The 23,292-nt window shown below is 35.2% G+C and carries 25 protein-coding genes and 2 other annotated features; of the genes, 13 read left to right on the top strand and 12 right to left on the bottom strand.

All coding sequences use genetic code 11. The annotated features are described in order from the left end of the window. Positions 1 to 102: 102 nt before the first annotated feature. Together NHG49_RS25595 and NHG49_RS25590 are read right to left on the bottom strand one after the other, a co-directional pair. Positions 103 to 1,797 carry a methyl-accepting chemotaxis protein gene (locus NHG49_RS25595; RefSeq protein ID WP_258126656.1) on the bottom strand — a complete coding sequence of 565 codons (1,695 nt, stop codon included), beginning with the start codon at positions 1,795 to 1,797 and terminating at the stop codon, positions 103 to 105. Between the two features lie 412 nt (positions 1,798 to 2,209). After that, entirely contained in the window at positions 2,210 to 3,028 is an 819-nt protein-coding gene (locus tag NHG49_RS25590) for a class I SAM-dependent methyltransferase (RefSeq protein WP_001072278.1), read from the bottom strand. Positions 3,029 to 3,140: 112 nt separating this feature from the next. Next, positions 3,141 to 3,411 (top strand) — a binding site (T-box leader). 50 nt (positions 3,412 to 3,461) lie between these two features. On the opposite strand from NHG49_RS25590, the gene metG reads away from it, so the two are divergent. Continuing rightward, positions 3,462 to 5,096, top strand: a complete 1,635-nt coding sequence (gene metG, locus NHG49_RS25585; protein ID WP_064476255.1) for a methionine--tRNA ligase — start codon at positions 3,462 to 3,464, stop codon at positions 5,094 to 5,096. Positions 5,097 to 5,137: 41 nt separating this feature from the next. On the opposite strand, the gene NHG49_RS25580 is transcribed toward metG, so the two are convergent. The 5 genes from NHG49_RS25580 to NHG49_RS25560 form a co-directional block, all read right to left on the bottom strand. After that, positions 5,138 to 6,040 carry an EamA family transporter gene (locus NHG49_RS25580; protein ID WP_064476256.1) on the bottom strand — a complete coding sequence of 301 codons (903 nt, stop codon included), beginning with the start codon at positions 6,038 to 6,040 and terminating at the stop codon, positions 5,138 to 5,140. A gap of 139 nt (positions 6,041 to 6,179) precedes the next feature. Beyond that, a complete protein-coding gene (locus tag NHG49_RS25575) occupies positions 6,180 to 7,622 on the bottom strand; it encodes a sensor histidine kinase (protein WP_000201984.1) in 1,443 nt (480 codons plus the stop codon). Beyond that, positions 7,600 to 8,265 carry a response regulator transcription factor gene (locus tag NHG49_RS25570; RefSeq protein ID WP_000148838.1) on the bottom strand — a complete coding sequence of 222 codons (666 nt, stop codon included), beginning with the start codon at positions 8,263 to 8,265 and terminating at the stop codon, positions 7,600 to 7,602. Before NHG49_RS25570 ends, NHG49_RS25575 begins: the two co-directional genes overlap by 23 nt. 365 nt (positions 8,266 to 8,630) lie before the next feature. Then, the gene (locus NHG49_RS25565; protein WP_000735052.1) at positions 8,631 to 9,092 is read right to left on the bottom strand and encodes a L,D-transpeptidase; all 462 of its coding nucleotides are present in this window, start codon (positions 9,090 to 9,092) and stop codon (positions 8,631 to 8,633) included. A gap of 30 nt (positions 9,093 to 9,122) precedes the next feature. Further along, entirely contained in the window at positions 9,123 to 9,566 is a 444-nt protein-coding gene (locus NHG49_RS25560) for a DUF3978 family protein (RefSeq protein WP_000388758.1), read from the bottom strand. A 413-nt stretch (positions 9,567 to 9,979) separates the two neighbouring features. On the opposite strand from NHG49_RS25560, the gene NHG49_RS25555 reads away from it, so the two are divergent. After that, positions 9,980 to 10,594 (top strand): DedA family protein, encoded by a 615-nt coding sequence (locus NHG49_RS25555; RefSeq protein WP_048542376.1) that lies wholly within the window; start codon positions 9,980 to 9,982, stop codon positions 10,592 to 10,594. Positions 10,595 to 10,650: 56 nt separating this feature from the next. Here NHG49_RS25555 and NHG49_RS25550 read toward each other — a convergent pair whose 3' ends face one another. Continuing rightward, positions 10,651 to 11,442 (bottom strand): hypothetical protein, encoded by a 792-nt coding sequence (locus NHG49_RS25550; RefSeq protein WP_149173747.1) that lies wholly within the window; start codon positions 11,440 to 11,442, stop codon positions 10,651 to 10,653. Between the two features lie 164 nt (positions 11,443 to 11,606). Between NHG49_RS25550 and NHG49_RS25545 the strand changes: the two genes are divergently transcribed. The 4 genes from NHG49_RS25545 (at position 11,607) to NHG49_RS25530 (ending at position 13,857) form a co-directional block, all read left to right on the top strand. Next, positions 11,607 to 11,828 (top strand): helix-turn-helix transcriptional regulator, encoded by a 222-nt coding sequence (locus NHG49_RS25545; RefSeq protein WP_000776168.1) that lies wholly within the window; start codon positions 11,607 to 11,609, stop codon positions 11,826 to 11,828. Next, the gene (locus tag NHG49_RS25540) at positions 11,818 to 12,525 is read left to right on the top strand and encodes a DUF3169 family protein (protein WP_064476332.1); all 708 of its coding nucleotides are present in this window, start codon (positions 11,818 to 11,820) and stop codon (positions 12,523 to 12,525) included. The genes NHG49_RS25545 and NHG49_RS25540 overlap by 11 nt, the downstream gene beginning before the upstream one ends. 42 nt (positions 12,526 to 12,567) lie before the next feature. After that, complete coding sequence (locus tag NHG49_RS25535) at positions 12,568 to 13,620, top strand: site-2 protease family protein (protein WP_064476333.1); 1,053 nt, start codon at positions 12,568 to 12,570, stop codon at positions 13,618 to 13,620. Between the two features lie 96 nt (positions 13,621 to 13,716). Further along, on the top strand, positions 13,717 to 13,857 hold the full coding sequence (locus tag NHG49_RS25530; RefSeq protein ID WP_000404783.1) for a DUF3985 family protein: 141 nt from the start codon (positions 13,717 to 13,719) through the stop codon (positions 13,855 to 13,857). A gap of 246 nt (positions 13,858 to 14,103) precedes the next feature. On the opposite strand, the gene NHG49_RS25525 is transcribed toward NHG49_RS25530, so the two are convergent. Continuing rightward, the gene (locus NHG49_RS25525) at positions 14,104 to 14,490 is read right to left on the bottom strand and encodes a DUF3938 domain-containing protein (RefSeq protein ID WP_001077775.1); all 387 of its coding nucleotides are present in this window, start codon (positions 14,488 to 14,490) and stop codon (positions 14,104 to 14,106) included. A 461-nt stretch (positions 14,491 to 14,951) separates the two neighbouring features. Between NHG49_RS25525 and NHG49_RS25520 the strand changes: the two genes are divergently transcribed. After that, positions 14,952 to 15,473 carry a GNAT family N-acetyltransferase gene (locus NHG49_RS25520; RefSeq protein ID WP_064476258.1) on the top strand — a complete coding sequence of 174 codons (522 nt, stop codon included), beginning with the start codon at positions 14,952 to 14,954 and terminating at the stop codon, positions 15,471 to 15,473. Positions 15,474 to 15,583: 110 nt separating this feature from the next. On the opposite strand, the gene NHG49_RS25515 is transcribed toward NHG49_RS25520, so the two are convergent. Continuing rightward, a complete protein-coding gene (locus NHG49_RS25515) occupies positions 15,584 to 16,477 on the bottom strand; it encodes a YitT family protein (RefSeq protein ID WP_000530035.1) in 894 nt (297 codons plus the stop codon). Between the two features lie 276 nt (positions 16,478 to 16,753). Between NHG49_RS25515 and NHG49_RS25510 the strand changes: the two genes are divergently transcribed. From NHG49_RS25510 to NHG49_RS25500, 3 genes are all read left to right on the top strand, one after another. Further along, the gene (locus NHG49_RS25510; RefSeq protein WP_000394931.1) at positions 16,754 to 17,038 is read left to right on the top strand and encodes a hypothetical protein; all 285 of its coding nucleotides are present in this window, start codon (positions 16,754 to 16,756) and stop codon (positions 17,036 to 17,038) included. A 28-nt stretch (positions 17,039 to 17,066) separates the two neighbouring features. Further along, a complete protein-coding gene (gene yidC / locus NHG49_RS25505; protein ID WP_098103570.1) occupies positions 17,067 to 17,849 on the top strand; it encodes a membrane protein insertase YidC in 783 nt (260 codons plus the stop codon). A 129-nt stretch (positions 17,850 to 17,978) separates the two neighbouring features. Continuing rightward, positions 17,979 to 18,794: a hypothetical protein gene (locus tag NHG49_RS25500; RefSeq protein WP_088047830.1), complete on the top strand. Its 816-nt coding sequence runs from the start codon at positions 17,979 to 17,981 to the stop codon at positions 18,792 to 18,794. A gap of 81 nt (positions 18,795 to 18,875) precedes the next feature. Here the strand turns inward: NHG49_RS25500 and NHG49_RS25495 are convergent, their stop codons facing one another. After that, positions 18,876 to 19,103 (bottom strand): hypothetical protein, encoded by a 228-nt coding sequence (locus NHG49_RS25495; protein WP_064476261.1) that lies wholly within the window; start codon positions 19,101 to 19,103, stop codon positions 18,876 to 18,878. Positions 19,104 to 19,269: 166 nt separating this feature from the next. Next, positions 19,270 to 19,506: a binding site (T-box leader), on the top strand. Positions 19,507 to 19,571: 65 nt separating this feature from the next. Here NHG49_RS25495 and NHG49_RS25490 point away from each other — a divergent pair. From NHG49_RS25490 to NHG49_RS25480, 3 genes are all read left to right on the top strand, one after another. Further along, positions 19,572 to 20,888 carry an APC family permease gene (locus NHG49_RS25490; protein WP_064476262.1) on the top strand — a complete coding sequence of 439 codons (1,317 nt, stop codon included), beginning with the start codon at positions 19,572 to 19,574 and terminating at the stop codon, positions 20,886 to 20,888. 106 nt (positions 20,889 to 20,994) lie between these two features. Then, positions 20,995 to 22,179, top strand: coding sequence for an MFS transporter (locus NHG49_RS25485; protein ID WP_098103575.1), 1,185 nt, complete (start codon positions 20,995 to 20,997; stop codon positions 22,177 to 22,179). 81 nt (positions 22,180 to 22,260) lie between these two features. Further along, positions 22,261 to 22,443: a hypothetical protein gene (locus tag NHG49_RS25480; RefSeq protein WP_064476334.1), complete on the top strand. Its 183-nt coding sequence runs from the start codon at positions 22,261 to 22,263 to the stop codon at positions 22,441 to 22,443. A 27-nt stretch (positions 22,444 to 22,470) separates the two neighbouring features. Here the strand turns inward: NHG49_RS25480 and NHG49_RS25475 are convergent, their stop codons facing one another. Beyond that, the gene (locus NHG49_RS25475) at positions 22,471 to 23,229 is read right to left on the bottom strand and encodes a TrmB family transcriptional regulator (protein WP_064476264.1); all 759 of its coding nucleotides are present in this window, start codon (positions 23,227 to 23,229) and stop codon (positions 22,471 to 22,473) included. Positions 23,230 to 23,292: the final 63 nt, after the last annotated feature.

Here is a 23,292-nt window from a genome sequence, read left to right as displayed (position 1 = left end):
AATGAGAGATAGAAAGAGATATTTTAAAGTAAAAAAAGAGAGATTGTAAATCCCTCTTTTTAATAGTTTGTAGGTCCTAGAAGTATAAATGAAAGTTTCGCTTTAAACGTTTGTTTTGAAATGAGAAACGAGAACTTCAAGTTCTTGTACAGTCGTTTTCATTTCAGAAGCTTTTTTAGCAACGACACTCATTTTGTTTACTTGGTCACCAGCCGAAGTTGCTGTTTGTGATGTTTCGGCGGCAACTTCATTTGAAATAGAAGCGATGTTATTTAAAGCTGCATTCATTTCTTCTGAACTTGCGGCCATTTCTTCAGCAGTTGCAGACATTTCTTGTATTTGTGTAGAGACTTTGTTAATGTGGTTAACAATTTCCGAGAATGAAGATCCAGCGGTACGAATGACTGTAATTCCTTCCGAAGCCTCTGACTGACCTTGTGTCATCATTTCATTTGCTATTTTTGTGTCAGCTTGAATTTGATGAAGTAAATGGTTAATGTCAGTTGCTGCTAGCTGAGATTGTTCAGCAAGTTTTCGTACTTCATCGGCAACAACGGCGAATCCTTTTCCATGTTCGCCAGCACGAGCTGCTTCAATTGAAGCATTTAAAGCGAGTAAATTCGTTTGTTCCGCGATATTAGAAATGGATTGAAGTGCAGTATCAATATGATTCGTATGTGTAATGAGTCGCTCTACTACTTGTGATGTAGCGTTAACAGCTTCGTTAATTGTATGCATTTGTGTAATAGATTTCTCAATGACTTTATTCCCACTATCTGCTTTTTCTGAAGTTGTAACAGCTAGGCTAGCAACAGAGGAGGCAGATTCTGCAATACGCTGAACACTCGTTGTTATATCGTCCATTGCAGTTGAACTTTCTTCGATACTTGAAACTTGTGAACGAATATTATACGCAAGAGCATTCATAGTTTCTTCGGTTTTTGCTGTATTCTCCATAGAAGCAGTGGTTTCGATAAACACATTTTCAGACGCTTCTTTTACACTTGTTGATGTTTGTTGCACTTGTTTTATGATACGTTGTAAGTTAGCGAGCATTTGATTAAAGGAATTGGCGATATCACCAATTTCATCTTTACTCGTTACGTGTAATCTAGCAGTTAAATCGCCATCTTGAGAGGCTAATTCTTTTAATTTCTCATCAATTTGTCGTATCGGTTTAACGAGTTTACCAGAGAACCACCATGCTAATAAAATAGATGTTAACGTACATGTAATAAGAGAGAAGAAAATAATATATTGAATAAGAGATGAAGAAGACTCTACGTCAGCAATTAATGCGTCACGTTTATCATTTTCTTCATTTGCATATTTAGTAAAACGGCTTAAAAGATCGTTTACATAATCGGTTTGAGCTAAAGCGATTTTGGATGCTTCGTCCCATTTTCCTTCGCGAGCGAGAGGGAGGGCTTCATTATCTATGACGCTTCGCCATTTTGCTCCCATTAAAATCGCTTCTTTCATTCCTTCTGGGAGTTTTTTATCACTTGTTACTTTCTCTCTAGTATCAGCAAGTTTTTTTCCTTCTCGGTTGAATTTATCCAATCCTTTTTGATCATGTGACAGTAAATATTCTTGTAAACCGGCAACTTGTGCTTGGAACCAATCACCACGTTCTTTTAAAATTGTTGCTCGTTTAGATACATCATTTTTTAACGTTTCAATTTCGCTTGCTTGGTTCATAGCGAATGAAAGAATAACAATAAGAGCAATACTAAATAAAGAAGAAATGCTTAAGAGTGTGAACAGTAGTTTTTTGCGAATACTAACATATTTCATCGTTATCCCTACCTTTAAAAACTATTTATTATGATTTATAAATATTAAGAACGACATTAATAAAAACACCATTATGAAGTTATTAATCTGTTCAATGAAAATTATAGCAGATAATGGAAGATGGCAGATTGATAAGAGGAAATGTTCTTAAAATGTATACATTTGTATATCAAAAAATTCATAAATAAAAATGAGAAATGCTATTGTAATTTGAAATAACATCATGTATACTTCTAATTAGTTGATAACGATTATCAGTATCAACTACGAACATTATTCTTCGTTATGTTGGTCATACCCCTTTTTGACGACGTAAGTCAGAGACGAAATGTTGAAATATCTTGTGTCCTATTCTACAGAATTATGGTAATCTCCAACCTCAACTTATATGCGTGAGCATGCAAAAAGGATCCTATCCGTGAAGGGATCCTTTTTTGCATGCTGTCGCAATTAATGTATATAGACCTGGTATATGTTCTTCAATTCCTTCCGGTGCAGTAGGAGGGAAGACCCACCTTTGATGAGACCCGTGTTCTTCAATTAGTTTTTCAACTTTAAAATGTTCTTGTGCAAGTGTTGTAATAATTTCTCCTAGCGTCCAGCGACGGATGGTTGTTTTAGGCAATGATTCTTTCTGCGCTTCTGTAAGAAGGATGCTATAAGCCACATCATCTTCAATCAATTCTTCATCGAAATAATTTCCATTGGCCCGAAATGATGGGTGGTCTACTCCTAATAATTTCGTGTAAACAGGATGATAGTCACGAAGGATAAGCGTTCCATCTCCTTTAAGCATGGTAGCAATTTTTTGAAAGAGCGGTTTTAAATCTAGAAAGTAATGGAGTACACCAAGTTCCAGTAATACGATATCAAATGATTCGGAGAGCTGCACATTTAGTACATCAGAAACGACATACTGGATAGAGACACCTGCTGCTTCCGCAAGTTCATTTGCATATTTTGCATTACTTGCTGAAATATCAACAACTGTTACATCAGCGCCTAAAAGAGCGAGAGCAACGGCTTTATTTCCTTTTGACCCGAGTAAGTTAATAATACGTTTTCCTTTTGGAGATTGTATGTAAGGTAAATAGTGTTCTACTTCGCGCACGGGATCTTTCATAAGCTTTTTTGCATAATCGGCTGGTGCCCCGTGGCGATTCGTCCAAGCTTCATAAGCAGCTGCATTCCAGCTTTTTTCATTACGCGTGCTTAGTTGTTTTTGATTCAATCGTATCACTCCTTTTGTGAACGTATATTTATTCTGCGGGAGAAGGGAATTTCCTTTTTTTTGAATTTAAGTTTGATTTTTCTGCAATTAAGTCGTAAAATACGTGTTATATATAAAAGCGTTGAAAAGGAAAAGTAGAATGAAATCATTCTGTCCAGAGAGCTTCGGTAGCTGAGAAGAAGCAAGAATATTCATTTGAACAATGGCCTTTGAGCTTCGTCCTGAACTTATCAAATGATAATAGTAGGCGGCGACGAGAGTTGGTACTCGTTATCAAAACCACAGTATAAGAGCATATAGCTCCGTACTTGTTAAGGCTAATTATGTGAGTAATTGGCGAAATAAGGTGGTACCGCGACTGTTTATAAAGCCCCGCCCTTATCTTTTTAAGATAAGGGCGGGGCTTTTTTATATTTAAAAGGAGGAATGTAAGATGAGTATTTTTATTGGAGGCGCTTGGCCGTATGCAAATGGTTCGTTACATCTTGGACATATTGCGAGTTTGTTACCTGGAGATATTTTAGCACGTTATTACCGGGCAAAAGGTGAGAATGTGTTGTATGTTTCGGGAAGTGACTGTAATGGAACACCGATTGCAATTAGGGCAAAACAAGAAGGTGTGACGGCGAAGGAAATTGCTGATAAGTATCATGAAGAGTTCCAGCGATGTTTTCGTAGCCTTGGTTTTACGTATGATTGCTATACACGTACAGATAGTGAGCACCATCATGAAACTGTGCAAAATGTCTTTTTACGTTTATTGGAAGAAGGCTATATTTATAAAAAAACAGTGGAACAAGCGTATTGTGAAACGTGTACGCAGTTTTTACCTGATCGTTATGTAGAAGGCATTTGTCCACATTGCCATGAAGCAGCAAGAGGAGATCAATGTGATGCGTGTTCAGCTATTTTAGATCCACTCGATTTGTTAGAAAAGAAATGTAAGTTATGCGGTAGTACGCCATCCGTACAGGAAACAGAGCATTTTTATTTTGCATTGCATACATTTCAGCAGCAAATTAAAGAGGCAGTAGAAATCGCAAAACAAGAAGGAACATGGCGTGACAATGCGATTCAGCTAACAGAGAGATATGTAAAGGAAGGATTACTAGATAGGGCCGTATCACGTGATTTACCAATCGGGGTACCAATTCCAGTAGAAGGGTATGAAGATAAGAAAATTTATGTATGGATTGAAGCAGTGACAGGATATTATTCGGCGAGTAAACATTGGGCTGAAGAAACAGGGAAAGATGATCAAGAGTTTTGGGATAAAGAAGCGAAAACATATTATGTGCACGGAAAGGATAATATTCCGTTTCATTCCATCATTTGGCCAGCAGTATTGCTTGGAATAGGAGAAGGAGCAATTCCTCGTCATATCGTTTCAAATGAATATTTAACAGTTGAAAAAAGAAAGTTATCTACAAGTAAAAACTGGGCAGTATGGGTGCCTGACATATTAGAACGCTACAATCCAGATTCTATTCGTTACTTTTTAACAGTAAATGCACCAGAAAATCGTGATACTGATTTTTCATGGCGTGAATTCATTTACAGTCATAATAGTGAATTGTTAGGTGCATACGGGAACTTTGTGAACCGGACATTAAAGTTTATTGAAAAATATTATGATGGCATTGTGCCGCAGGGAAGTATTGATGTAGAACTGAAAGATAAAGTAGAAGGATTATATAAAAATGTAGGAGAGTTGATTGAGCAAACTACATTTAAGGTGGCGCTAGAAACAATATTCGATGCCGTACGTTTTGCAAATAAATACTTTGATGAGAGGCAGCCTTGGAAACAAAGGGAAGATGATCCAGTTTCATGCGAAGAAACGATTTATAACTGTGTGTATCTTATCGCTAATTTTGCAAATCTCCTTGAACCGTTTTTACCATTTTCAAGTGAAAGAGTTAGAAACACGTTATCGATTGTGAACCGAAATTGGGAGCCTCAAAATACGTTGCCGAATAGAATTGATAGTGTGCAACCACTATTTGAACGAATTGATGTAAAACAAATCGAGCATGAGATAGAAAAGCTATATGGAGCAGTAAAGTGAGATAGAGAAAAAGACCTTTCAAATCAATGAAAGGTCTTTTGTTACGCACTATGCACGCTACTATGTTTCTTTTCTTTCCTAGCCGTAAGCATCTGAGGAATAAAAATGCCAAGTAGTATAAAGAGTATCCCAATCCACTGCATGAAGGTTACGACTTCATGTACAAGTGTAATAGAAGCGATAATGGCCGTTGGTAATTCAGCTGCTCCTAGTATTGTACTAAGTCCTGTTCCTACTTTCGGTACACCAATTGAAAAACAAATGACAGGTACGACAACGCCGAACAATCCGAGGAAGAAAGCGTATTTCCAAAGACCGGCTTGCAGGGCACCATCCGTTAAAAAGGTTGGCGGGAAGAATAGGCATACGATAAGAGTAGCACTTGTTGTCATAAGAAAGCTTTTCGTATAAGGCGGAACTTCTGTAGCAACACGCCCGCTTGCAAAAACATAGAATGAAAAAGAGACAGCGGCTAATAGACCAAAGATAATACCTTTCGTGGAAAAGTTTTGTCCGAGACCTTCAAAGACACCGCCTGCAAACAATGTTCCAGTAAATAAAATAATGATAGATATAACTTTCTCACGGCTTGGTAATGTTCGATTAGCGATTGCTTCTATAACTACACCAATCCATGTGAACTGGAAGAGTAGGACAACAGCGATAGATGCTGGTAGTTCTTCTACAGAAATAGCGTAGAAGATACCAGTCATACTCATTGTTGTGCCAACTGTTAGTAAGGAAAAGAATTGCTTTTTTGTTACTTTATGACGTGAAACGAAAAGAACGAGCAGAAGAAGTCCAATCCATCCGAAGACATATTGTCCTCCTAATAGTTGATGTGCTGAAAATCCATCAATGAATCCGAGTTTGAAAATCGTTGAAAGTACGCCGTAGCTACAAGCTCCGAATAAAACAAGTAATGAATACTTAAATTTCTCCATGAAAATCCTCCTTTTAAATAATAAAAAACGCCCGCTATCCAAATAAGGACAACGGGCGAACGAAACAGAGTAAGACACTCTACAAAATTCCGCCACTCATACGAAGTATGAATTTGGGGTATGAAATTGTAGTAGGTTTTTACATTGCTTTTGGAAATACAATGGAGCATTTTACACCTTGAGGTGTGTTTTGTATCCCATAAGGAAACTGATGCTTATCTAGTATTTGTTTTACAATGTATAACCCAAGACCACTACCTTGTACTAAGCCGTGTTTGTCAGGGTTTGCGCGATAGAATGGTTCAAATAAATGGGCGAGTTTATCTTCATCTATTTGTGAACCTGTATTTAGTACTTCTAATGCGTAACCGTTTGGCTTTTCATAAAGCTTTATATATACATGCTGATGGTCAATTGTGTAATGAATTGCATTTGAAATAATGTTAAAAATAGCAGTTTGAATAAATTTAGGGTCAGCTAAAATTTGTACATCTTGCTTAATGTTAGATTGAACATTTAATTGCTTTACAGATACAAAGTAATCTACTTTCTTCATAACATCCTCAATAATAGTAGTTAATGAGATAACTTTTAAATCAGGTTTAAATTGAGGGTTTTGTATTTTGGATAATTCCGACATTTTTTCCGTTAATATGTTAATATCTTGCATCATTTCATAGGAACGTTTTAAATATTTATCTCTATCTTTATAAGCTCCAATTCCGTGAATCATGCCATCTAGTTGTCCCATAACGGCTGCGATTGGTGTTTTTAATTCATGGGATACCATAGACATAAATTCTTTACGAGATTGTTCTAATTGTTGTTCTCTCTTGAGCTCGTTTCTTAAATCTTGATTGCTTGCATGTAAATTCTTCACGATATTTGGGACCTGTGAAGCAGCTACTTGTAAATTAAAATCAGTTTGGTCTGTATTTTTGTTAAGTAGCTTTTTATCTGAGAAATCAAGATTCATAATATCTTTTAAAGCATCGCTCATAAATTGAAAAGGTTTGGCAATTAGTTTTGTATAAATTAAAGATCCGAGTAAAGATAATGCAAGCATTGTCGCGCCAATATGTGGAGCTAATTGCTGCAGTACATCTGTTAATTTTGGATTATCTTGTGCATCATTTGTTTTACTTGCTGCATTTTGTTTATGTAAGGCATCATTAGTAGCGACTTGCTTTTCCATCTCTGTAAGTGGAGCAGAAGTGCTATTTTTCCCCGTACTACTTTGTGTATGTTCTTTTGCTTTTGCAGTTTGGCTAGGCTGCAAAAGATGATTGATAGCTGTAGAGAGTGATTTATAATCTATAATAGAAGATTGGAAATTAAAAATGTCTCCCTGTGATACAGCTTTATTTTGATTCGTTTTACTTTGGTCGTTTTGTTTGTCTGAATCCGCTTGTTCTGTAGACAGCGCTCCATTTTCTTTTGCAAAACGTTCTTTATCGTAGTTTGAAGCTAGGAAGTAAATAATTTGATAAAGACAAAGTGATAAAAGAATACAAAATAATAAGGTTTTGATGAAAATATTTTTGGTGATGTTGTCTGTGCTACGATTCGATTTTGTAGCCAATGCCTTTCACCGTTTTAATATAAGGAATCCCTAATTTTTTTCTTAAGTTTTTAATATGTGTATCTATAACTCTTACATCACCATAATGTTCATAGCCCCATACCTTATTCAGCAAATCACTTCTTGATAATACTTTTCCCCGATTTTGCAGTAAAGTATAAATAATTTCAAATTCCTTTGTTGTTAATTCAATTTGATTACCATGAACATAAGCGGCATATGCTGTAGAATTTAACATCAATTCACGGAATTGTAGTATAGTTGCGGTTTCTGCTTCCTTCGTTGCTGCCCTTCTTAATACAGCTTCTACACGTTTAATAAATACGGTGTAATGAAACGGTTTCGTAATATAGTCATCAATACCTAATTCAAATCCTTTAATTTCACTTTCTTCATTATGTAAGCCTGTTAACATAATAATCGGTACATCAGATTGTCCTCGCATAATTTTACAAATACTATAGCCATCTATATCTGGTAACATCACATCAAGGAGGACAAGATCGTATGAATTTTTTTGGAAAAGAAGTATACCTTCTGTTCCAGCGCCAACGACATCAACGGTAAAGTTTTGTGCCATTAGAAATTCACGAATTAGTTCTTGTATATCTGGGTTGTCTTCAATCACCAGTATATGCGTCATAGTAACACCTCCTAAATAACGCTTTTTACTGCAATATTCGAATTCATCATTTTTCCGATGACTCAGATTGTTTATACATATAATAAGCCCCCGCCATAAAATAATCATGAAAGTAGCAAGGGGAGTTGTTTTAGTGAAACTGAATATTTAAGAATTACAGTAATTCTATTATAGTATGTATTGTAAAATTTATAAAATATTATAACTGTATAATTTTAATATCCATGTTTATCAATGTTTAGATGTTACTTAATACAATCTATCCCTATTATATATGTAAATACAGTTGTTTTGCTACTGTAAATGAAGAAATAAAATAAGCCAAGATATAAAATTCTTGGCTACACGTAAATCGTGTTGTTAGGTTATTTTACAGTGACAGTAGCCTGCTGGGGAATACGCTCAAATAACCAGTGTATATCATTATTATACATACGAATGCAACCTAGTGTTGTCCATTTGCCAATTGCCTGATTATTGTTCGTACCATGAATCGCATAAGTTGTTCCGTAAGTTCCTGCCATGTTTAGTCCGAGCCAACGGTCACCCAGTGGATTACGTGGATCGCCGCCTTTAATTTTGCCTGTATAATAAGGACGATTTTTAATTTTATTTACGATTTGAAAAGTACCTTTAGGTGTAGGAGTAGCTGCTTTTCCAGTAGCGACAGTAAAACTCTTTATAAATTTTCCATTTTGATAATAATCCATTTTATTTAACTGCGTGTTTACAATCAGTTGATCGTTCGTTGTAGCTGCCTCAGCATTTGTGAATGGAATAGTTAAAAATCCTAATGATAATAGTGCGCTTAATAATAGTTTTTTCATTATATTCTCCTTTTTACTATTGTAATAGTCTTACATACAATGAATTTGCAATCCTCGTAATACTTTATTTACATTTTCATCTAATGTTTCAAAGAAGGTAGTAATCTTTGGATTTTGTTTGTTGTTTTTATCAATAAGTAATCTTTCATTTAGTAAAAGTTCACCATGCAGTCCAAAACTTTGAACTTGAATATTTAGCTCATCTTCAGTTTCAGAAATAATTGGTAAGAAGTAGTGGAAAGCTTTCGTTGGAATGATGTAACTTTTACCAATCATGCTTTCTTGATTTGAATTAATCCATTTTTTCGTAACAATCTTAATGTTCTTTTTTGAAACGATAAAAGACAGTGTTGTAGATTTTGTTAAACTTACGTCAAATTCACTTGTTTCACATATGTGTAAATTAAAAACGGTTTCATTTTGGTGAGATTCAACATTTGTATTAATAAAATCGTGCATTTTATAAGCTTCCATTTCTTATTCACCCTTTTTTTAATTTCGAAAAGCGACTTATATTTATTCAATTTAATGATTAGTAATATATTAGTTAAATTTTTCAACAAATTCCGCTATAATCTTACAATACGTATATGAAGCTAATATGAAGTTAGTATGAGTTTGTAGTGGTTTTTTATTGAGAACGAAATAAGGTGATTTTTAAGTGTTAAAAAATGGATGAAAAATGTATATTAAGGCCAGGTTTCTCACGGTATATATTTGTTAAGTTGTTTTTAAATGAACGTACATAGAAGTAAATAAAGAACAGAAAACTTTAGTGTGAGCCTTACAAAAATGTAATAAAAATGTAAGCTATTGTGATAGTTATTTCGACAATTTTTTTATACAATAATAGTAAGAAGTTGTACGTGATTGAAAGGAGAGATGACATGGAGTGGGTTCATGAATTATTTCAGCAGTACGGGTACTATGTTGTACTTGTTGGTTTGCTGTTAGAATATATTGCACTTCCGTTTCCGGGAGAGCCAACGTTAGCATATGCGGGGTTTTTAGCACAGAAGGGCGATTTAAGTTTACCGATTTTAATTATCTTATCCTTTATTGGGACAAGTGTAGGAATGACAATTCAATACTTTTTAGGAAATAAATTAGGTATGCCCTTTATTCAAAAGTATGGGAAATACGTATTTTTAACACAAAGAAAAATCGACTTAACAAGAATGTGGTTTGATAAGTATGGATACTTCCTTATTTTTATCGGCTTCTTTATTCCTGGTGTACGTCATTTTACAGGATATTTTGCAGGAATTATTAACTTACCATTCCGTCGTTTTGCAATTACAATTTACTCAGGTGCTCTATTTTGGGTATCATTCTTCTTAATCGGTGGTTATTGGTTAGGTGGAAACTTACATGACATCTTTGGAGTGCTAGAAGATCATATCGGTAAAATCATTGTTGGAGTTATCGTTATCGTAGCAATTACGTTAGGTGTTCGTTTCCGCAAACAGTTAAAACGAGTATTGTTACAAAACGCAAGTTAATATGGAATCCATTCTATGTCAGAATTTAGGAAGGCAGTGCAAAAAGCACTGCCTTTTTATTTTATATTCCAATCTATTCTCAACTTTCCTTTTAACTTATTGCCATTAACTATAATGTAATACGTTCCCGTCTTAATTGCTGCAAATTGGTATGTATTAGGACCGTTTGAAGCTAAATAATTTTCTTCCTCTTGAAACTCACTAGCCATTTTTACGGCTCCCATGTAGCCATCTGGATTTTCAGCTCGTGATTCAATGGTAAATTCTAATATGTCACCTCGTTTTAGTTCAATGGGGACTTTATGTTCACCACTAAAATGTTGAAAAGATGCTTCGAAAGAGTTTTCTGTTTTTGTTTCGACCCATTGTTCTTTTGATGTTCCAATCTTTCCTAGATCGATTAAGTTGATTGTAATAAATATAATAAGCATAATACCTGGCACGACATATTGTATCCACTTAAATTTTGTTGCTATAACTGCACATAAGTAGAAAAAAAGAGAACACACTGCTCCAATTGATCCGAGAAACAAGAACTGTATTAGACTAGCTTCTTTAAATATTAGGAATGGAAGAGAAAATAAATAGCCGCAAAAAATATAAAGGCATAATGTCTTCAGTCTTGTATATGTTTTTAATTTCAATTTATCGATGCAAATAGAACAAAAAATTGCATATGCCGCAAGAATAGGAACGAAGGGAACATATAGTAGTTCTCGTAATCCAGCTAAGAAACTATATAATGTTTGTTGACTAGTTGTTAAGAGAAGCGTGCTAATAAGTAATAATAATAATAAAGCTGCTGTAAGCTTAGTAAGAATGTAAGAAAAGGTAGATGTTTTCTTCATATGGAACCTCCTTTGTTTAATATTTCACATTCATTATATAAGTTATTTTCATCATAATACATCTTTATTTTTGTCAATTATTATAGTCGTAATGACAATTATAATTGACAAAGATAAGGATATTATTTACAATTTTAATTAAATAAATGAAAAAGAGGGAAGACATGAAGCTTCAAAATCGAGTGAGGGAATTGCGAGCAAAGCATCGTTTATCACAAGGGGATTTAGGGAAAGCGATAGGATCATCACGGCAAACGATTAGTTTAATTGAGCGCGGGGATTATGCACCATCTATCGTATTATCGTTAAAAATCGCACAAATTTTCAATGTACCGGTGGAGGAAATATTTACGTTAGTGGAGGGGGAAGAGGATGATGAAGAGTAAACGAAAAAAACAATTTGATTTTGTGGGGAAAATAGCATTAAGTATGATGGGTGGCTTTTTAACATCTTATATAGCTTTAAATTTACTCTCGGATGAACCGAGAAAATTATCATCTAATACATTTATAGGTGTATGTACTATTTTTGGAATCTTAATGATGTACTACACTTGGAAGAATACACGTATGTTAGCGGAGGCACGCGATGAAGAAGAGAGCGTACAAGGCAGAAAGTTAGGTATTATAAGTATATATTTACGTGTAGGTGATATAGTTACCCAGGCATGGTTTGTATATGCAGTTATTACATGTAGACGTGCACTGTTGCAGGATACAAATGTGTCATTTGCAGTGTGGAATTTAGTAGCTGCTATTGTCTGTTTGACTATTGTAGTGGTTATCGGGCTCATAACAAAAAATCGTTATAATAAGTTATATCCTGAACAAGGTGTAACATATATGGAATCTATGAAAATGTGGACGAAAAACGCAGATGAAGGATTAAAGCACATTGTGCATGAAGCTGGATATAAAGCGTATGAATTTACGAATACAATATTAGCATATGTATGGTGGGCTGCCGTTATATATACAGCGGCTAGTGATATCGATTTTGTATTAATTGGCTTAATCTCATTTATTTGGATATTGCATCTCGGAAAATTCATGTACGAGATGCAGAGAAAAATGATTTATTAAGGGGAGAAAAAGGTGGATATTTTAAGAAGGCCAGCTGGTTCTATGACGGTGGCGTTAGTTTTGTCCATTTTATACGGAGTAATCCGAACTGGAAAATTAGAAACAATGCTGAACATATGGGCATTATTGGCTATTTTTCTGTTAGTGGTAATCATTCATGAGTTAGGACATGTCATATTCGGCGTAATGGGTGGTTTGACATTTAAATTTATGACAGTAGGGCCTATTACTGTTCAAAAAGAGAAGGGGAAAGTACGTATTCGAGAAAATAAATTATGGGCGTACTTCGGAGGCGTGGCAATGTTAATACCGCCTTCTATAGTAACACCGAACCTTTCGAAAAAATGGGCATGGATGACTTTAGGTGGACCGATAACAAGTTTACTATTTGGTATTACTTTTGGTTACATATACATGGTAAGTTATTATCAATATCTGTTATATTTTTCTGTTTTCCATTTTATCATTTTTGCGGTTACAATCGTACCGATAAAAGGAACGCTTATGAGCGATGGTATGCAATTTCTTATTTTAATTAAAGATGATGAAAAGGCGAAGCAGCATGTATATAACATTCAAGTATCGAGTGAGTTATTTAGTTATAAGAGGCCGAAAGATTGGGACGAGAGATTAGTAAAACTTACCGAAGATAAAATAAAAGAACATAAAAGTATAAGAGAGATCATGAGCGGACTTATGCTTGTCTTCCTTGCCCGGTCGGATCAAAAGGGAATGGAAAGAGCGATACCATATATAGAACAAGTTGCCCAGCTCCCTGTAACGAAAGAAAATAAATATTTCGTTAGCAGTTTTCACAGTTGGTATCTTTTATATAAAGCTCTTTATGAGATGGATCGTCTTTCTCTGCAAGAAGCGAAGGTGCATGGGAAGGCCATTACAAAAATAGACCTACATGGGTATTATCGAGCACAAGCAATTGTTACATATGCAGAGAATGATTTAGAAGCTTCCCGTATGTATATGAAGAAAGCCGATAAAGAATTACAGAATGCTGAAAAGAATGAACTGGGATATTTACAATTAGAGAGAGAATGGTTTGAGCAGTTGAAAGAGAGGGTATCTTACGATGGGTAAGGTATCCTCTTTTTTCTATGTCGTCTTCTGCCGTTCCATAAAAAGTCTGGGGCGAGTAAAATAAGATTAGAAGAGCAAAGCTTGGAGGAATTCTAGATGGAAATTTTAACGATTATTTTAATAGTCTTGCTCATTTATGCTGTTTTTAAAGTAGCATATGTAGCATTAAAGATACTCGCGATCCTATTAGTTATCTTTTTAATCGTAGAGTTCGGCAGTAAATTGCTTGGGGGATAGGGTATATTGTACGCTTTGAATGTCGGTAAGTCGATATGTTGTGTCGAAGCGTCGATATAATGAAAAAATCGCCGATATAAGTGGAGAAATGATCGATATATTTGAAAAATCGTTGATATATTTTAGTGAATACTAAGTGGGGTATGTGGAAAAGAAGTTGCCATGAGGGTAGCTTCTTTTTATTTTGATAATGGGTATGAACAAGAAAGAATAACAAACAAAAAAGCTGGAAGATATTCTTCCAGCTTACGAGTTACTTTCAATTTGGCGACCGTTTTCTTCTTCATTGTCTTGTAAAAGGTTGAATACGTCTGCTAGGCAGAATGCAATGAACCAAGTCCATAGACCGTGGAAGAAAGCTGAGCTTAATTGAAGTGGTAATGTATAGTTAGTCATTGAGTAGGAAATACATCCGCCAACGATTCCGATCATTGTTAATAACATTGTTTTTTGTGCATTTTCTTCTGGATTGAAGAGGAAGTAAATGTATCCACCTAAAATTGAAGCGCTTACAAGCGTTTCGATTCCATTAAAAATGATATTCTCTCCAAGCTGAGTGTTTGTCCAGAAGCAGATTGTTCCGCCGATAATAGCAAACAGGACAGCTATTGTATATCTTATATATTGATTCATATGTTCATCTCCTTATGTAATAAGATGATTTGGAAGTCAAAAAGGTAGGTATAGTATATTGAAGTGAATTTTAGTTGTACGTATCTTTTTATAAAAAGATCATGGAAGAATAACTAAGATGATCGGTTTTTTAAACCGTTACGTGTATGGTGTTTGAAATATACCTGACTGCTCGTTTCTTTTTGCTTGTAAAAATAAGAGAAACTTCCAAGTCTATATACTCTTTTTTTGTGAGTCTGCTTTCATTATAACACATTTAGGGCCACAATAATAGAATTATCTGATTTTGTAATAAGTGTAAAAAATAAAAATCGCAAGGAAATACCACTAACAATGCAGTTTAGTGGAAGAAGGATTTTAATTTATTATGATGAAATATGTAATCAAGGTGAGATTTAAGAAGGAAGCTTACATACTATAAAAAATGTTTTGTAGCATGAATGTAAGGGAGGAGAGCTAACTTGGAGATCACAACAGAAAGATTAATAATTAGACCTTTTAAGAGTACTGATTTACAGGATGTATTTGCTATTTATAATAATGATGATACATGTAAGTTCCTATTACATAATAAGTGGACTCATGAAGACATGCAGAAAAAATTTAATAAGAAGCTAGCAAACAGTGTACTTACTGAAGAATCAATATTAAGTTTGGCAGTTATATACAAGGCTAAAGTAGTTGGTGATTTATCCGTATGGTACACAAATATGAAAGATACTGTTGAGATTGGTTATAGTTTTTCAAATGAAGTAGCTGGGAGAGGTTTGGCAACAGAAGCAGTAAGTAGTTTGGTATTTAAATTATTTAATGAATTTAATGTACACCGTATACAAGCTAACCTTGATGCACGTAATACTGCTTCAAAAAAATTGTGTGAACGAATAGGTATGAGAAAGGAAGCCCATTTCATACAAGATTTTTGGAATAAAAATGAATGGACAGATAGTTTTGTATATGGAATGCTATTCTCCGATTTGTAGTAATAAACTTCGTGATTTTATTATGCTAAAGGGTGCGTTAGTTGCATAACAAAGGGCATAACATATTATATATGACTAATATGTTATGCCCTTTCATGTATTAACCTTTTTTATATGCGTTTGAAACGGCCGACAATTTCAACTGTTTCAGTAATGTTCATGAATGCTTTGTTATCCACTTGACGGATAATACGTTTCATTTCGCCTAACTCATAGCGAGTCACGACAGTGTAAATCATTTTTTTCTTATGGTTTGTATAGCCGCCGACAGCATCTACCATTGTCACCCCGCGTATGCCGTGATGCAATAGTGCGCTTTTTATTTCCTCGCCTTTTTCTGTAACTGTCATTATCGTTAATTTAATATGTTTCGTATGCACAGCATCGATAACTTTGCTGACTACAAACCGGCTAATTAACGTATAAAGCGTAATATCCCATCCGAAAATAAATCCTGCTGCAACAAGTAAGATTAAGTTGAATCCAAAGATGATTGCTCCAATTGAAATATCTCGATGTTTCGCTACAATCAATCCAACAACATCAAAGCCACCTGTTGAAGAAGCAAATCGGAATATGATCCCTGAAGCTGCTCCACAGATTACACCACCGAATACAGAAGATAGTAAAATATCGTCTGAAACTTGGTGTACAGGGATAATGTTCATCGCTAACGATGATACAGCTACAAAGTACGCTGTTAAAAAGGTTGTCTTCTTGCCTAAGTAAAAGTGACTTAAAATAAGAAGAGGAATGTTTAGTAAAAAGATAAGTGCACCGATATTGTAGTGCATTAAATAACCGATAATCATCCCTACACCAGCGAATCCACCGCTAATCATGTTATGCGGGATAAAGAACATATTCATAGAAATTGCATACAAAATAGAGGCTACGAAAATAACAACCAACTGTATGATAAATTCTAAGTGGAATGTTTTAGCTGCTGGGAAGGATAAAAAGGCGGTGTCGGGAACGTAATCGGCGTCTCCTAGTTGACCCATAGTATGTTTCATCTCCATATTCATTTTTGATTACAAGAAGAGAATAAAGGTTTTTTCAAAAACTGGCAATAGTTTTATTATAATGCAAAAATTTTATAAATTTCTAACAAATTAAACCTATACAAGGATGCGTGTGAATATACTAAAGAAAGCGAATACATTAGTTTTTTAGCATAGTTTTCTTGAGAAAATATGCAAAATACTTTTTTGACGATAAAAGGAAATAGAGAATGTTTGTGGAATGTGCTAAAATGACCTTATTAAGGATGTGAAGCGATGGAATTTTTATTGCAGGATGCAATTCTATATATATCGTTTGTAACGACAGCACTTTGTTTATTAGAAGTTTTCTTCCTTGCTAATGTTTCTCGCTTTGTGCGTCAGCAAGCATCAAGCGGTAGACAAAGAGCTTTTAAACTAGTTAATACGTGTGAAGAGGGTACTGGTAATGTATCGCTTTTCTCTATTTTTTATAAATATGGAATGATTCGTTCTGTGCGCAGACAAGAATCCAGTGAAGAGAATGACGAGGTCGGTCCGTATACACCAATGTTTCGCTAAATAATTACGAAACATTGGAGGAATGAACATGTTAAAATCATACCGAGCTGTGCTCGTTAGTTTATCATTATTACTTGTTTTTGTTTTATCTGGTTGCAGTAATGCAGCCCCAATTGATGCACATAGTACGGGAATTTGGGATCATTATTTCGTATATCCAATCTCGTATATGATTCAATTTGTTGCTCATCATATACCAGGAGCTAGCTTCGGGATTGCTATCATTATTATGACGCTCTTTATTCGTTCAGCCATGATTCCATTAGCTGTTTCGCAATATCGTAGTCAAGCGAAAATGAAGAAAATGCAACCTGAACTGCAGAAGCTGAAACAAAAATACGGTGATGTGGGTAAAGATCTTGAAAAACAAAAGCAGTATCAAAAGGAAATGTCGGAACTAATGAAATCAGGCGGTTGGAATCCACTTGCTGGTTGCTGGCCAATCTTTATACAAATGCCGATTTTCTCTGCTTTGTATTATGCGATTAGCCGAACAGAAGAGATTCGCACATCTTCATTTTTATGGGTGAACTTAGGACATGCAGATCCTTATCATATATTACCGATTATCGCAGCGTTAACGACATTTATTCAGATGAAAGTTTTCCAATCTAATATTACACCTGGAGAACAAGTACAGATGCTGAAAATGCAGCAAATTATGATGCCGGCAATGATTCTATTTATGGGATTTGCGGCGCCATCAGGACTTGTGTTGTACTGGATAACGGGTAATTTATTTACAATGACACAAACAATTGTATTAAGAAGAATAATGGAACGTGAAGAATTACAATTACAAAAAGCTTAGAACAACACCGCTCGGGATGAGCGGTGTTTTTTGGTTAAGTCGTTAAGGAAATGTTAAGAAACCAACATTACTATAGGCATTGTATACGATAGTGTACATGCTTTAGAAATATGAAGGAGGAAATTTCCTATGAAGAAGAAAACAGTTGGGTATTTAGCGATTGCAGGTGCTTTATCATTCGGAATCATTGGAGGAGTCGGTATTCCGGCATTCGCGGCAACGAATACTCCAGCAGCTGAGCAGTCTACAAAAACGGCGAAAAAAGATTTGGATGACGCTACAAAACAAAAAGTAAAAACGATTATGGACGATACAAAGAAACAGTTGAAGGAGTTAGGTGTAAACCTTCCAGAGAAAGAAAAACGGAAAGATATGTTCGCTAACTTAGACGAAGCAACAAAAGAAAAAGCGAAATCAATCTTAGAACAAGAGAAATCCGGCAAACTAACACGTGAACAAGCGCAAGAAGAATTAACAAAACTAGGCGTGAAGTTTCCGGAAAAGGGTAAGCATGGAGATATGTTTGCTAACTTAGATGAAGCAACAAAAGAAAAAGCGAAATCAATCTTAGAACAAGAGAAATCCGGCAAACTAACACGTGAACAAGCAAAAGAAGAATTAACAAAGCTAGGTGTGAAATTCCCTGAGAAAGGTAAGCATAAAGACATGCTTGCTGACTTAGATGAAGCAACAAAAGAAAAAGCAAAGTCTATTTTCGAACAAGAAAAATCCGGGAAATTAACTCATGAGCAAGTAAAAGAAGAATTAACAAAGCTAGGTGTGAAACTTCCAGAGAAAGAGAAGCATGAAAACATGTTTGCGGGATTAGATGAGGCAACGAAAACAAAAGCAAAAGCGATTTTAGAAAATGAGAAGAAACAATTAGAGGCGTTGAATGTGGATCTTCCGCATCATAAGATTTTTATGAAAAAAGATGAGAAATAATTGAGTGAAGTCGTATCTTTCGTGTGGGCAACCGGAAGGTACGTGCGAGGACCGATTTCTGTTAGCAGAAATCGGTCCCTTTTAATGATTCAATAAAATTTTTTTCATTGTTAGTATGTATCCAAAGACGCAGTAGAAGATTGCAAAACCGATAAACACTTCTGTGTATTGGTATTTACCTAATACGTAGAAGGCAGCAGCTGGTATAATAGCTACCGCTAAAATGCTATAACCAGGATACTTGTGCCTGTACATGATAGCGAATAGAACAGAAAGAAACGTAGCGATGATACAAAAAACAGCAATCATTATTGGTGCACCTCCTATATAGATTGTACCATTTTTAGGGAATTAGAGAAGTGTCGTAACTTCTGTTATAATATAAGAAGAGAAACATTTCTTATGTTATATAAAAAAATATATTGATTTTTTCTAACAATTCAATATAATGAACAATAACTACAAAATTCGACATCAAGAAGTGATGATGAGGACATGATCAATTTTTTACGATTCTCAGAGAGGGAAGCCTTTGGCTGTGAGCTTCCTAATACGGAAAACTGGATTACCACCTCTGAACTGCAGCAGTGAACGGATACCTAGTAATTGCTTGCCGGAAAAAACCGTTATTTAGACTTGAGAAATTGGTGAAGTGTGTTACTTTGCGAATTGAAACAAGGGTGGAACCACGAATACAACACTCGTCCCTTTTTTAGGGAGGAGTGTTTTTTTATTTCATTTTTGCATCACACTAGAATTGGAAGGAGGATACGCAGCATGCATCATGATGAGAAGAACAAAATTGGTTTAACAGTAGCACTTTCTATCGTAGTAGGAACGATTATTGGATCTGGTGTGTTTATGAAACCAGGGAGCGTATTAGATTACTCAGGGAGTTCTAATATGGCTATTCTTGCTTGGGTAATTGGTGGACTATTGACGCTAGCCAGTGGTTTAACAGTAGCTGAAATTGGAGCGCAAATCCCGAAAAATGGTGGGTTGTATACGTATTTAGAGGAGATTTACGGAAGCTTTTGGGGATATTTATCAGGCTGGATGCAAACGATTGTTTATGGACCAGCTATTATTGGAACATTAGGATTGTACTTTAGTTCTTTAATGATTAATTTTTTCTATTTAGATAAAGTATGGAATTTACCAATTGCTATTGGAACAGTTGTGTTCCTTGGCGTTGTAAATAGTCTGGGAACAAAATACGGAGGTATCGTTCAAACAATCACGACAATTGGGAAAATGATTCCGATCGTATTAATTGTTGTACTAGGTTTTTGGAAAGGGAATAGCGATATCTTTAATGTAGTAGTGCCGATATCAGAAAATCAAAGTATCGGTATGGCAATTTTAGCAACATTATTTGCTTATGACGGCTGGATTCTACTTGCTTCGATTGGCGGAGAAATGAAGAATCCAACAAAGTTATTACCGAAAGCGATGACAGTTGGGATTTTAATTGTAACGGCTGCTTACGTACTAATTAACTTAGCGTTATTAAATGTATTACCAGCAGCGAAAATTGTAGACCTTGGAGAGAATGCAACAGCGACAGCTGCGGGCATGTTACTTGGAGAATATGGCGGAAAAATCATTAGTATCGGTATTATCGTTTCTATTTTCGGTTGTTTAAATGGAAAGATTTTAACGTTCCCACGTATTCCGATGTCGATGGCAGAGCGTGGACACCTTCCGTTTTCTAAGTTTATCGCAAAGGAAAGTCCAAGATTTAAAACACCAGCAAATGCGATTACTGTTGAAATCATTTTAGGAATTATTTTAATGATTATTAGTGATCCGAATAAGCTATCTGAGATTTCCGTATTCATTATTTATATTTTCTATGTAATGACGTTTATTGGTGTCTTCATTTTAAGAAAACGTAACAAGAATAAAGAGCGTGCATACAGTGTACCGTTATTCCCGATTGTACCAATCGTTGCGATTTTAGGATCATTGTTTGTACTTGGAAGTGCGATTATTAATGATCCGGTAAGTTGTTTCTTATCAATTGGAATTGTCTTTACTGGACTGCCGGTGTATTGGTATTTAAATAAGAAGAACAAAAATAGTGTTTCATAATTAGAAGGCAGGCGTATGATACGCCTGTTTTTTTACTGTAAAAAAATTGTACTTGTTTTCAATTTCTATTTTGGTTACTATAGTCGTAGTAACCAAAAAAGAAAGCGTGGGGAAAAACTTGAATTTTCGTGTGTATATTTTAGCTATCGCGGCTTTCGTAGTCGGAACGGTTGAGCTAATTATAGGAGGAACGCTCGATCTAGTTGCCAATGATTTAGGAGTATCTATTAGTGCAGCTGGTCAGCTTATAACAATATTTTCAGTAGTGTTTGCTTTATCAGGTCCGGTTTTATTAGCGGTAACTGGAAAATTTGAAAGAAAAAGATTATACATTGGGGCATTATCAATTTTTTTAATCGGAAATATTATTTCAGCATTTAGTGTGAATTACGGGATGTTAATGTTTTCAAGGGTTGTTTGTGCAGCGAGTGGTTCGCTTATTATTGCACTATCAGTAACACTTGCTTCTAGTGTTGTAGAACCGCATTTTCGTGCGCGTGCAATTGGAATTATTTTCATGGGGATTAGTGGATCGCTCGTACTTGGAGTACCACTTGGACTTGTACTCGGAAATGCATATGGATGGCGTGCACCATTTGTATTAATTTCGGTATTAACAGTTATAGCAATCGCTTGTATTTCATTATTCTTAACGAAAGTACCACCGACATCAGTGTTATCAATAAGAGAACAAATTGCTACGTTAAAAGATAAGAAAATCGTAAGTGCACAGTTAACATCATTTTTATTTTTAACGGGGCATTTAACACTATATGCATATTTAACACCATTTTTAAAAGATGTGATGCACGTGGAAGCGGATTGGATTAGTGTATTTTACTTCATTTTCGGAATTGCAGCGGTACTTGGAGGCGGTCTTGGGGGCTTGCTTGCTGATAAATGGGGATCGAAGAAAAGTATTATTTCCATCATTATTGTATTTGCATGTGCAATCTTTATATTACCAATGATGACATTCTCATTCCCGCTGTTCATTATTATGATGGGACTTTGGAGTATGCTGAGCTGGGCTATTTCGCCAGCGCAACAAAATTATTTAATTGAAATTGCGCCAGAATCAGCTGGTATTCAGCAAAGTTTAAATAATTCTGCCCTTCACTTAGGAATTGCACTCGGTTCAACAGTAGGCGGAGTTGTTATTGAAAAATCATCTGTTATATATAACGCTTGGGTAGGAGGCGGCTTTATTATATTAGCGCTGCTTTGTGCGATTTTCTCTATTACGAGAGGACGTTCTGCTCAGTTTGCGAAGGAAGAATCTATCGTTTGATAGGTTCTTTTTTTATTTGTAAAAAATTGCAGGTTTTAGTAGGTATATGGAGAAAGTTGTATGCAGCGAGGTGATAGAAAAATGATGTTTAATTTCTCGATATTCGGTATAATACTTGCACTATTGCCGATAGTTGTAGTTGTTTTTGTATTAGGGTGGATTCGTTGCATCTATCAAAATTCAGAGAAACAAGTGGAGCAAAATGAGAAAATTATTGAGCTGTTGATGGAGATAAAAGAGGAAAATAAAAAGGAGTCTAGGTGAAGAACTAGACTCCTTTTTTGTATGCAATTAATACCGCAACTTCCGCAACAAACTTTTAATTTCCTCATCTTGCATGAAGAGATCCAGATGCTTCTCTGTAATTTTTGCAAGTGCAACGTCGTGATAGAAGAATTCTGTAAAGAACTTTACGAAAGGTTGTGACATTGTTTTCATCGCTTGCCATGACTCTTGCTCTACACCAGCAAATAAAATTTCGCGGTCGTCAACGATTAGCAGCAAGTAGCGTTCTAATGCATTAGGTTCTTCAGTTGGGATTAGAAAATGCATGTTTTCTAAGTCTGTTTCTACTTGTCCAACTATAAGGGACTCGAGTTTGACGCCTTGTTTTGCTTTTTCTTCTAATGAAGAAAGGTATTCTAAAAGAGTATCATTCCAAGCTGAAATGCGAATCGATTCTTTTGCACTTTCGATGAGTTCCTTACTTTGCACTCGAATAGAAGATTGCATTTTTAAGCTCCACACACGGTCATCTGTAAATGATTTTTTCGATATATTTGTTTCCAATTCTTTAATATTTGATTGGAATTCTGTCGTTAATTTTTCAATTGCTAGCTTGAGTGGTAAAGCTGTATACAGCTTTTTCTTTTCTGAAACAGAATCCATTACCATCCCTTTATCGATCAGGCGTGCTAGCACTTCATATATTTTTGCTTTTGGAACACCAGAGTGCTTCACAATCGTTGTAGCATCTAGTGGTTCGTTGCTTGATACGACAACTTCATAAGCTTGGCTTTCATATTGTGAGAAACCGAATTTTTGTAACATAGTTCCCTCCGAACGAATGAGATTATATAGCTTAAGGATAATGAACTATTTGTTTTTGCACAA

Source organism: Bacillus sp. IBL03825 (genome assembly GCF_024712505.1).
Classification (GTDB): domain Bacteria; phylum Bacillota; class Bacilli; order Bacillales; family Bacillaceae_G; genus Bacillus_A; species Bacillus_A wiedmannii.
The sequence above is the reverse complement of the archived record's forward strand: the minus strand, read 5'-3'. Positions and strand labels throughout refer to the sequence as shown.

Coding starts and splice junctions, on each gene's coding strand:
- NHG49_RS25595 (WP_258126656.1), bottom strand. CDS start 1,797: ATGAAATATGTTAGTATTCGCAAAAAACTACTGTTCACACTCTTAAGC.
- metG (WP_064476255.1), top strand. CDS start 3,462: ATGAGTATTTTTATTGGAGGCGCTTGGCCGTATGCAAATGGTTCGTTA.
- NHG49_RS25580 (WP_064476256.1), bottom strand. CDS start 6,040: ATGGAGAAATTTAAGTATTCATTACTTGTTTTATTCGGAGCTTGTAGC.
- NHG49_RS25570 (WP_000148838.1), bottom strand. CDS start 8,265: ATGACGCATATACTGGTGATTGAAGACAACCCAGATATACAAGAACTA.
- NHG49_RS25565 (WP_000735052.1), bottom strand. CDS start 9,092: ATGAAAAAACTATTATTAAGCGCACTATTATCATTAGGATTTTTAACT.
- NHG49_RS25560 (WP_000388758.1), bottom strand. CDS start 9,566: ATGGAAGCTTATAAAATGCACGATTTTATTAATACAAATGTTGAATCT.
- NHG49_RS25555 (WP_048542376.1), top strand. CDS start 9,980: ATGGAGTGGGTTCATGAATTATTTCAGCAGTACGGGTACTATGTTGTA.
- NHG49_RS25550 (WP_149173747.1), bottom strand. CDS start 11,442: ATGAAGAAAACATCTACCTTTTCTTACATTCTTACTAAGCTTACAGCA.
- NHG49_RS25545 (WP_000776168.1), top strand. CDS start 11,607: ATGAAGCTTCAAAATCGAGTGAGGGAATTGCGAGCAAAGCATCGTTTA.
- NHG49_RS25540 (WP_064476332.1), top strand. CDS start 11,818: ATGAAGAGTAAACGAAAAAAACAATTTGATTTTGTGGGGAAAATAGCA.
- NHG49_RS25535 (WP_064476333.1), top strand. CDS start 12,568: ATGACGGTGGCGTTAGTTTTGTCCATTTTATACGGAGTAATCCGAACT.
- NHG49_RS25530 (WP_000404783.1), top strand. CDS start 13,717: ATGGAAATTTTAACGATTATTTTAATAGTCTTGCTCATTTATGCTGTT.
- NHG49_RS25525 (WP_001077775.1), bottom strand. CDS start 14,490: ATGAATCAATATATAAGATATACAATAGCTGTCCTGTTTGCTATTATC.
- NHG49_RS25515 (WP_000530035.1), bottom strand. CDS start 16,477: ATGGGTCAACTAGGAGACGCCGATTACGTTCCCGACACCGCCTTTTTA.
- NHG49_RS25510 (WP_000394931.1), top strand. CDS start 16,754: ATGGAATTTTTATTGCAGGATGCAATTCTATATATATCGTTTGTAACG.
- yidC (WP_098103570.1), top strand. CDS start 17,067: ATGTTAAAATCATACCGAGCTGTGCTCGTTAGTTTATCATTATTACTT.
- NHG49_RS25500 (WP_088047830.1), top strand. CDS start 17,979: ATGAAGAAGAAAACAGTTGGGTATTTAGCGATTGCAGGTGCTTTATCA.
- NHG49_RS25495 (WP_064476261.1), bottom strand. CDS start 19,103: ATGATTGCTGTTTTTTGTATCATCGCTACGTTTCTTTCTGTTCTATTC.
- NHG49_RS25490 (WP_064476262.1), top strand. CDS start 19,572: ATGCATCATGATGAGAAGAACAAAATTGGTTTAACAGTAGCACTTTCT.
- NHG49_RS25480 (WP_064476334.1), top strand. CDS start 22,261: ATGATGTTTAATTTCTCGATATTCGGTATAATACTTGCACTATTGCCG.
- NHG49_RS25475 (WP_064476264.1), bottom strand. CDS start 23,229: ATGTTACAAAAATTCGGTTTCTCACAATATGAAAGCCAAGCTTATGAA.